The sequence below is a fragment of the Variovorax sp. RKNM96 genome (genome assembly GCF_017161115.1).
In the GTDB taxonomy this organism is placed as follows: Bacteria; Pseudomonadota; Gammaproteobacteria; order Burkholderiales; family Burkholderiaceae_C; genus Variovorax.
The window spans coordinates 6,468,788-6,475,000 of sequence record NZ_CP046508.1 but is presented as its reverse complement, the minus strand read 5'-3'; the positions used below and the strand labels follow the sequence as shown (position 1 = coordinate 6,475,000).

General features: G+C 60.4%; 4 protein-coding genes and 2 rRNA genes (1 of these 6 running past the window's edge). 2 read left to right on the top strand and 4 right to left on the bottom strand.

What is annotated here, in order from left to right; translation table 11 throughout:
• Both GNX71_RS30185 and rrf read left to right on the top strand, forming a co-directional pair.
• Positions 1–1,370, top strand: a 23S ribosomal RNA gene (locus GNX71_RS30185) (it extends 1,504 nt beyond the left edge of the window).
• A gap of 145 nt (positions 1,371–1,515) precedes the next feature.
• Positions 1,516–1,628 (top strand): 5S ribosomal RNA (gene rrf, locus GNX71_RS30180).
• 128 nt (positions 1,629–1,756) lie between these two features.
• On the opposite strand, the gene GNX71_RS30175 is transcribed toward rrf, so the two are convergent.
• The 4 genes from GNX71_RS30175 to GNX71_RS30160 form a co-directional block, all read right to left on the bottom strand.
• Positions 1,757–2,689 carry an MBL fold metallo-hydrolase gene (locus tag GNX71_RS30175; RefSeq protein ID WP_206175825.1) on the bottom strand — a complete coding sequence of 311 codons (933 nt, stop codon included), beginning with the start codon at positions 2,687–2,689 and terminating at the stop codon, positions 1,757–1,759.
• Positions 2,690–4,381: an AMP-binding protein gene (locus GNX71_RS30170; protein WP_206175824.1), complete on the bottom strand. Its 1,692-nt coding sequence runs from the start codon at positions 4,379–4,381 to the stop codon at positions 2,690–2,692.
• A 111-nt stretch (positions 4,382–4,492) separates the two neighbouring features.
• On the bottom strand, positions 4,493–5,371 hold the full coding sequence (phhA, locus tag GNX71_RS30165; protein WP_206175823.1) for a phenylalanine 4-monooxygenase: 879 nt from the start codon (positions 5,369–5,371) through the stop codon (positions 4,493–4,495).
• Between the two features lie 19 nt (positions 5,372–5,390).
• Positions 5,391–6,194, bottom strand: coding sequence for a transporter substrate-binding domain-containing protein (locus GNX71_RS30160; protein ID WP_206175822.1), 804 nt, complete (start codon positions 6,192–6,194; stop codon positions 5,391–5,393).
• Positions 6,195–6,213 lie beyond the last annotated feature (19 nt).

The following is a 6,213-nucleotide window of genomic DNA, read 5'->3' as shown; positions in this document are numbered from 1 at the left end:
GCCAACGATCGAGCGGACTTGTCCGTGAAGTGACTGAACGAGGTTCCAGGAAAAGCCACTAAGCTTCAGCTATATACGACCGTACCGCAAACCGACACTGGTGCGCGAGATGAGTATTCTAAGGCGCTTGAGAGAACTCAGGAGAAGGAACTCGGCAAATTGACACCGTAACTTCGGAAGAAGGTGTGCCCTATTAGTGTGTAGTGAACAACGAAGCATGAATGGGTTGCAAAAAATCGGTGGCTGCGACTGTTTATTAAAAACACAGCACTCTGCAAACACGAAAGTGGACGTATAGGGTGTGACGCCTGCCCGGTGCTGGAAGATTAAATGATGGGGTGCAAGCTCTTGATTGAAGTCCCAGTAAACGGCGGCCGTAACTATAACGGTCCTAAGGTAGCGAAATTCCTTGTCGGGTAAGTTCCGACCTGCACGAATGGCGTAACGATGGCCACACTGTCTCCTCCTGAGACTCAGCGAAGTTGAAATGTTTGTGATGATGCAATCTCCCCGCGGAAAGACGGAAAGACCCCATGAACCTTTACTGTAGCTTTGTATTGGACTTTGAACAGATCTGTGTAGGATAGGTGGGAGGCTTTGAAGCAGGGTCGCTAGATCTTGTGGAGCCAACGTTGAAATACCACCCTGGTGTGTTTGAGGTTCTAACCTAGGTCCATTATCTGGATCGGGGACAGTGCATGGTAGGCAGTTTGACTGGGGCGGTCTCCTCCCAAAGCGTAACGGAGGAGTTCGAAGGTACGCTAGTTACGGTCGGACATCGTGACGATAGTGCAATGGCATAAGCGTGCTTAACTGCGAGACTGACAAGTCGAGCAGATGCGAAAGCAGGACATAGTGATCCGGTGGTTCTGTATGGAAGGGCCATCGCTCAACGGATAAAAGGTACTCTGGGGATAACAGGCTGATACCGCCCAAGAGTTCATATCGACGGCGGTGTTTGGCACCTCGATGTCGGCTCATCTCATCCTGGGGCTGTAGCCGGTCCCAAGGGTATGGCTGTTCGCCATTTAAAGAGGTACGTGAGCTGGGTTTAAAACGTCGTGAGACAGTTTGGTCCCTATCTTCCGTGGGCGCTGCAGATTTGAGGAAGCCTGCTCCTAGTACGAGAGGACCGGAGTGGACACACCTCTGGTGTATCGGTTGTCACGCCAGTGGCATTGCCGAGTAGCTAAGTGTGGAAGAGATAACCGCTGAAAGCATCTAAGCGGGAAACTCGTTTCAAGATGAGATCTGCCGGGGCCTTGAGCCCCCTAAAGAGTCGTTCAAGACCAGGACGTTGATAGGTCAGGTGTGGAAGCGCAGTAATGCGTTAAGCTAACTGATACTAATTGCTCGTGCGGCTTGACCCTATAACTTTGATCATCATGATCAAGGTGTTATGCCAAGTTGACGCATTCAAAATACATTCAAGCAAGCGCAAGACAATTGCGCGCTGATTCCAAACTCTATGAATTCGTTTGATTGATCATGTGATCAACCAGACTACCCTTTATGCCTGATGACCATAGCGAGTTGGTACCACTCCTTCCCATCCCGAACAGGACAGTGAAACGACTCAGCGCCGATGATAGTGCGGGTTCCCGTGTGAAAGTAGGTCATCGTCAGGCTCTTACAGCCCAGAAAACCCCAGTCAGCAATGACTGGGGTTTTTTGCATTTGAAATCCCAAAGATCGAGAAATTAAAAAGCGCGTACATCTTGGATGACGCGCTTCTTCTACTTCGAGCGGATGGGATTCAGGTATTTCGAATACCCCAAGCATCCATCTCCGCCGCACCCCCGGCTACCAATTCGGCCAAGATATCCTCGGTCAGCTGATTCAATTCCTCACCCGCAAAGAAACGAAGACGAATAGCGTCCAGGTACGGTGTAGCTCGCAGCCAGTTCGCCCAATCCTCAAGGGCGATGTGCTGCATTTCCAGCAGCTTGAACTTCATCAGCACCTTGATGGCATGCCGGGCGTGTTTCACCGGATCACGCTGCAGTCCATCGAGACGTCGGCGCGCCGTGATCAAGGCGCTGCCAACTTCATTGAATACGCGACCGTGTCCAGGAATCACCTGCAGCGGCGCCAACTTCTCGATGCAATCCAGCGTCGCGGCCACTTCGTCGAAAGACGGCTCCCCCGCCAGCTCGGGAAACGCGATGCCAAAACCGTTCTCCCACAGCGCGTCCGCGGAGATCACCGTCCGCGAGACCGGATCGAACAGGATGATCGAATGCGGATCATGGCCAGGCGCACTGTGGACTTCCCATGCACTGTCGCCAAGCAGGCATTCCGTTCCAGGTTGCAGCAACCCGGTGAACCGAAAACGAGGACAAGTCTGCCCCGTCGCGAGAAAACTCAGCCCGCTCTCATCCCATCGCTCCACCAGCGCCGCTTCCCCCGGGGGAATATCCGTTCGAAGTGCCGGATAGCGCTGCTGCAACGCGGCGTTCCCACCGCAATGGTCACTGTGCAAATGCGTATTCAGCACGCGGTCCAGCGGCCGGGCGCCCAGCGCCGATTCGACCAATGCCAATGTCTGATCGGCATGCGTGGCATAGCCGGTATCGACCAGCGCGGTCTCGTCCGCCCCGACGAACAGGATGTTGTTCGACGACAGCCACCCCCGCTCGAACACAACGACATTCGCCGGCAAGCCGGCGCCCGCCGCGGCACTGCTCATTCAGGCGCTCGCACTGGTGCGAAGCTCACGCCGCAGGATCTTCCCAACATTGGTCTTCGGCAAGGAATCGCGAAACTCGATGTGCTTCGGCCGCTTGTAGCCCGTGAGCTGTCCATTGCAGTACTGCAGCACTGCGTCTTCGGTCAGGTTCGGGTCCCTGCGCACCACGAAAACCTTGATCGCCTCGCCTTGCTTCTCATCGGGCACTCCCACAGCGGCGCATTCGACAACGCCAGGGCATAGCGAGATCACGTTCTCCAACTCGTTCGGGAACACGTTGAAGCCGCTCACCAGGATCATGTCCTTCTTGCGGTCGACGATGCGGCTGTAGCCATCTTCCTGCATCACGGCGATATCGCCCGTCCGCATGAAGCCATCGGCGGTGAACGCGGCGGCAGTCTCGGCAGGCTGGTTGTAATAGCCCCTCATCACATTGGGGCCCTTGATGCAGAGTTCGCCCGACTGTCCGACAGGCACCGAATTGCCCTCGTCGTCCTTGATCGCGATCTCGATGCTTGGCAGCGGCAGCCCGATGGTGCCGGTGAACTTGGTGTTCGACACCGGATTGTTCGTGCCGATCGCGCAGGTCTCGCTCATGCCCCAGCCTTCGATCATCGGGCAGCCGGTCGCCTCGAACCACTTGCGCGCCGTGCCTTCCGACGCGGCCATGCCGCCGGCCTGCGAGACGAACAGCGTCGAGAAGTCGATCGTCTTGAACTGCGGGTGCATCAGCAGCGCGTTGAACAGCGTGTTCACCGCCGGCAGCATGTGGAACGGCCGCTTCTTCAGCACCGCGATGAACTTGTCGAAGTCGCGCGGGTTCGGGATCAGCGTCATGTGCGAGCCCTGCCGGATCACCAGCAGGCACAGCGTCAGCGCGAAGATGTGATACAGCGGCAGCGCCGCGATGCTGTTGACCTTCGCGAGGTCACCAGCGCGGGACAACGCCGGCGTGAACCACGCTTCGGCCTGCAGCGTCGCCGCCACGATGTTGCGATGGGTCAGCACTGCGCCCTTCGACAGGCCGGTCGTGCCGCCGGTGTACTGCAGGAAGGCGATCGAATCGAGCGTGCTCTGGTCAGCCGCCAGCGTGCGCCCGCGCCCCTCGGAGATCGCCTGCGTGAACGGCGTCACCGTGCGCCCGTCGCTCAGCGGCAGCTTGTATGGCGGCACCATCTTCGCCAGGTGACGCACGGCCAGCGTGATCCACGCGCCATACAGGCCACCGAGCAGATCGCCCATCGAGGTCATGACGACATGCTTCACCGGCGTGCGCTCGATCACCTGCTCCAGCGTCGACGCGAAGTTCTCGAGGATGACGATCGCCGTCGCGCCCGAGTCCTTGAGCTGATGCTCCAGCTCGCGCGCCGTGTAGAGCGGATTCACGTTCACGCAGGTATAGCCCGCGCGCAGCACGCCGCACATCGTGACTGCGAACTGCGGAATGTTGGGCAGCATGATCGCCACCCGCGCGCCTGGCTCGAGTCCCTTCGACTGCAGCCAGGCGCCCAGCGCCTTCGACAGCACGTCGAGCTCGCCGTAGTTCATCCAGCGCTCCATGCAGACCGAGAACGGCCGGTCCTTGTAGCGACCGAACGCCTCCTCGAACATGTGGGGCAGGGACCGGTATTGCTCGGGATTGATTTCCTCGGGCACACCGGCCGGATAGTTTTGTCGCGCGGATGTCTGCATGCAAGCTCCTTTGGCGCGGATTGTGGGAGCGAGGCGCTCCCAGCCACCAGCGGGCTTGTCCTAGGGTGCCTGTGCGCGGTGTCGCGCAGGCGATAGCGCGGACAGTGCGGATCAGGCCTTGCCGGTCTCGCCCGGCAGCAGCACGCCGGCTTCGATGTCGGCCTTGACCTTCAGTGCTTCATAGATCGGTGTGAAGTCGGGCGCCGTGAGATCGAACAGCTGCGCGAAGCTCTCGATCACGAAGTAGTTGCTCTGGTAGGTGTCGATCTTGTAGCGCGTGCGCATGGCGCGCAGCAGATCGAGCGGCAGCCGGCGCGGCTCGCCACTGAGCACGGCGTGCTTGAGTTCGCCCACCGAGCTCAGGATGCCGGCGCCGTAGGCGCGCAGGCCCTCAGGCTGGCGAATCAGGCCGAACTCCACCGTGTACCAGTACAGCCGCGAGAGCTTCTCGCCCGCGCCCAGTTCGTGCGCCTTGATGCCGCCGGCGCCATAGCGCTGCACGTAGTCGGCGAAGGTCGGGTCGAACAGCATCGGCACGTGGCCGAAGAGGTCGTGGAACACGTCGGGCTCGACGATGTAGTTGAACTCTTCGGGCTTGCGGATCCAGTCGGTCACCGGGAACTTGCGGTTCGCGAGCAGGGTGAAGAACGGCAGCTCCGGAATCAGCCCCGGCACCGCGACGATTTCCCAACCGGTGGCCTTGTGCAGCCGCTCGTTGATTTCCTCGAAGCGCGGGATGCGGTCCTTCACGCCGAGCGACGGCAGCGCATTGATGAATGCATCGCAGGCCAAGCCGGGCAACTGCGCGGCCTGGCGCTCGTAGAGCCGCCTGTAGGTGTCGTGATCGGCCGCCGTGTAGCTGGCCCAGTCCTGCGGGCAGGTGTAGTCGGCTTGCACCGAGCCGCCGCGCGAGTAGTCGCCGCGCGGCGGGCGATCGGATGCGCCATAGACGGCGGGAGTGACAACAGCAGCGGCGGCAGGGGTGTCCATGGGAATTGTGTTTCTCTGGTTATTTGAGCCAGCGGTCCATCACGCGCTGGAAGTCGCCGCCGGCCTGCTGCAGGTGCAGCCACTGGTCGACGTACGACTTGAAGGCCACGTCGTCGCGGGGCAGCATCCAGGCCATCTCGCCGTACTGCAGCGGCTTGTCGGGGTTGACCGCGCACAGGCCCGGCTTGAGCTTCTGCTGCGTGATGGCTTCGGCCGCTTCAGTCACGAACACGTCGGCGCGGTTCGCGAGGATCTCGTCGAAGATCGTCACGTTCTCGCCATGCAGCGTGAGCCTGGCCTGCTTGAAATTGGTACGGGCGAAGCGCTCGTTGCTGCCGCCCGGATTGAAGATCACGCGCGTCGAAGGCTGGTCGATGGCCGCCACGCTCTGGTACTTGGCCACGTCGGCGCAGCGCGCGATCGGCGTCTTGCCGTTGACCATGTAGGGCGCGCTGAAGAAGGCGCGCTTCTGGCGATCGGTGGTGACCGACACGCCGCCCACCGCGATGTCGCACTTGCCCGCGGCCAGGTCCGGCAGCAGGTTGGCCCAGGTGGTCTTGACCCACTCGGGCCTGGCGCCGAGGCTCGCGCTGAAGCCCGTCATCAGGTCGACGTCGATGCCCTCGAACGAGGCATCGGTCTTCTGGAAGCTGAAGGGCTTGTAGTCGCCCGGCGTGCAGATGCGCAGCACCGCGGCCTTCTGCACCGCGTCCAGGTGGGAGGCGGCCACCGGCGTTGCCGCCGGCGCCACTGCGCAACCCGAGAGAACGGCGGCAGCCGCCGCGATGAAGGTCAGACCGATCGAAGACTTGCTGCTGCGCATGCGAACTCCTGGGCAATAG

Bases quoted from the DNA above. Each gene is read 5' to 3' on its own strand.
- GNX71_RS30175 (WP_206175825.1), bottom strand. From the start codon at position 2,689: ATGAGCAGTGCCGCGGCGGGCGCCGGCTTGCCGGCGAATGTCGTTGTG.
- GNX71_RS30170 (WP_206175824.1), bottom strand. From the start codon at position 4,381: ATGCAGACATCCGCGCGACAAAACTATCCGGCCGGTGTGCCCGAGGAA.
- phhA (WP_206175823.1), bottom strand. From the start codon at position 5,371: ATGGACACCCCTGCCGCCGCTGCTGTTGTCACTCCCGCCGTCTATGGC.
- GNX71_RS30160 (WP_206175822.1), bottom strand. From the start codon at position 6,194: ATGCGCAGCAGCAAGTCTTCGATCGGTCTGACCTTCATCGCGGCGGCT.